Below are 2522 nucleotides of genomic sequence, written 5' to 3'. Positions count from 1 at the left end.
AGGCTATACCCAGAAACCTCGATCACCTTCCCGACTCCACCTTGCGCTTCACCTCCGCCCTAAACGCCCGCAATTCCTAATTTGGACAAGAGTGAGATAGCATTGCTTACTTCGTTAATCTCAAAAATTAATTCCGGAATTCGATTTCCTGCAGTCCAATTGACTACCCATATATGCAGTTTATTTTTCGAAATCAGTGGTTGAGACTGAGCGTATTTCACATACACGCAGACAGGGTAACCTTCGCTTGTGACAATCTTTTTGAAGCTTGAGATAAAACCGGACTGTCCTGGAAAATCCGGCGGCGACACTGGTTTATCGGGCCCACACTGTTCGTATCCGCGATTTAACAGAATATCGGAAATATGCAAGGCTAAATAGCCGGATTTATCGATTTCTGAAGCATCGATATCAACCTTATAAGTATATTGGCCGTCGCCCATGATGAATGTTGAACATCCTTTGATACATATTATGATTAGCAGGTATGTAAGAAACTTATTGAATATAAATTGCATGTATTTATTTCTATTGACGATATCACTATATTTGATTTTTTAGCCTTTTCTATGACTGCATATTAGACAGTCTTACATACTTATACATTATAACATTCTTTTTTTCTATTTTAGTAATAAGAAAGCTGTATATTCAATGTCATTGACTTAAGCTATGGGCTTCTAGGCCATAGCTTAAGTCAATGACATTGCCCAGGTAATAGAGATCGGATCCGAAGGTCACAGCCTGAAAACGGCATGACAAATACTAAAATACAAATTACAGCCTTAAATGGTGCAATAATATGCATATGATAACCATTTTCGGACGCCGACAGGCTACCAGACTAAAGCAATCCTCATTATATGATAGGTAGGCCAGTCCTTTTTGCTTTGAGTTCTACCATGCCAGGAAATCGCTTTGAAAGTTCTATATAAATGTGTGTGGCAATTTTATCTATTTCAGTTTTGACAAATGTGTCTTGGCCATTGCAATCATTCGCGACTGAAATCCAGGTTTGATTAACTTGATCCGATGCCTCAGCACACGCTGAATTGTAGTAATTATAGCATATTTGCAGTAGAACATATTGTGTATCATTTGGTGATTTTTCAGGAATTATATATTTTATATAAGTTCTACATTTGGTTACTTCATCATCAGATTGCATATTAAATTTTTTAAATTCATAATAGCGTGTAAAGTTATCAAAAATGTTATCTATTAATTCATAATTATTTGATTTTATAAAGATATCTATTGCATATCCTGGCATATGAGAATAAAAAAATTTATTGCATGATGTAATAGATATAAATATAAAAGATGCAATAACGAAAAAATCTAGATAATATATTCGTCTAGAATGAAGGGACATCTATCCACCACCTTTCAAACAAATTATATCTGTGTGTACTATTCCAAAATCCAATCCCATTCGCAAAACCGATTGAGCCACTGATCCCTTGAGAAAAAATGTGGCAAGGTACATATGTCGGTGATAGAATTATTTGTTGTGGAAAATGTGCTCTCTCGTGAGATTCGATAGAGAGATTGCTTTGCTTATGGTTAACTAGATTTTGCCGTTGTAGTATTTGACGGTCTCCAATTATGATGCCACCTGTTGTAAACGGCCGCTGACTGTCTGCAAAATAAAAGAATGCGCCTTTTTTGAATTCTGGTGGTTTTCCAGACAGGGCATAACCAAATGCATGTCCAATAAGCATGTTGCCTGCTTCACCAGCCGCCCAGCCAAGGGCTCCCATGCCCATGCCGTGGAGGACGTCTCCGCCGGTCATTCCGGAGTAAGCGGCCCCGAAGGCAGCGCCGGTCAGAGTGCTGTTCAAGAACCGATTCGCTATCGTCCCGGCCGGACCTTGGCCGAACGGCTTGAAGTCTGGACAGGGGAAGACATAGGAGGCGGCGGCTAACAGGCCCCCTGAGAACGCTCCGAGAGCGAGATCAGTGCCGCTGACAGCGGCACTGATTGCCCCGGCTGACGCCCCCGCGCCTGCATAGAGCGCCGCTGCGACGATGCCCGTCAGTTCGAGGCTGGTGACGATACTTCCCGCACCTCCGAGGAATCCCCCTGTAACTGCTCCGGTCAGGGCGCCGAGGCCGATGTCCCCGCCGGTAATGGCAGAGGTCGCCACCCCGAGGGTTGCTCCGATGATGGCCCCGATCAGGGGCTCGATCAGGAGATGTCCAGAGGGATCGGTGTACCGCAGGGGATTGTTCGCGCAATAGCTATACCGGTTGAGCAACTGGGGATCCATTGGATCGGGCACGATGAAATCCGGGGAGATGAAGCGTGCGATGAGGGGATCATAGAGGCGGGCGTTGTAGTTGTAGAGGCCGGTTTCGATGTCGTGCTCCTGGCCGGTGTAGCGGTGGTCGGCGATCTGGCTTCGGGATGGTTTGCGTTCTGCACCGAAAGGCGCATAGTCGGCCCGCTCGACCACCTGGCCGTTGGCATTGGTGAGGGCCGTGGTGCCGCCCAGATGGTCCTGGTGAAAGAAGAGGAG

3 protein-coding genes are annotated in these 2522 nt (G+C 44.9%); all 3 read right to left on the bottom strand.

The window, feature by feature from the left end; all coding sequences use genetic code 11:
• Nucleotides 1-59 precede the first annotated feature (59 nt).
• Nucleotides 60-443 (bottom strand): hypothetical protein, encoded by a 384-nt coding sequence (locus H567_RS0121115; protein WP_035255655.1) that lies wholly within the window; start codon nt 441-443, stop codon nt 60-62.
• 416 nt (nt 444-859) lie between these two features.
• Nucleotides 860-1375, bottom strand: a complete 516-nt coding sequence (locus tag H567_RS28895; protein WP_153306321.1) for a hypothetical protein — start codon at nt 1373-1375, stop codon at nt 860-862.
• Nucleotides 1359-2522, bottom strand: a 1164-nt coding sequence (locus H567_RS27615; protein ID WP_279615017.1) for an RHS repeat domain-containing protein, incomplete at its 5' end; no start/stop codon positions are given. The genes H567_RS28895 and H567_RS27615, both read right to left, overlap by 17 nt.

Source organism: Desulfatiglans anilini DSM 4660, from assembly GCF_000422285.1.
In the GTDB taxonomy this organism is placed as follows: Bacteria; Desulfobacterota; DSM-4660; order Desulfatiglandales; family Desulfatiglandaceae; genus Desulfatiglans; species Desulfatiglans anilini.
Note: the sequence above shows the minus strand (reverse complement) of the source record. Positions and strands in the feature narration are given on the sequence as shown.

Bases quoted from the DNA above. Each gene is read 5' to 3' on its own strand.
- H567_RS0121115 (WP_035255655.1), bottom strand. From the start codon at position 443: ATGGGCGACGGCCAATATACTTATAAGGTTGATATCGATGCTTCAGAA.
- H567_RS28895 (WP_153306321.1), bottom strand. From the start codon at position 1,375: ATGTCCCTTCATTCTAGACGAATATATTATCTAGATTTTTTCGTTATT.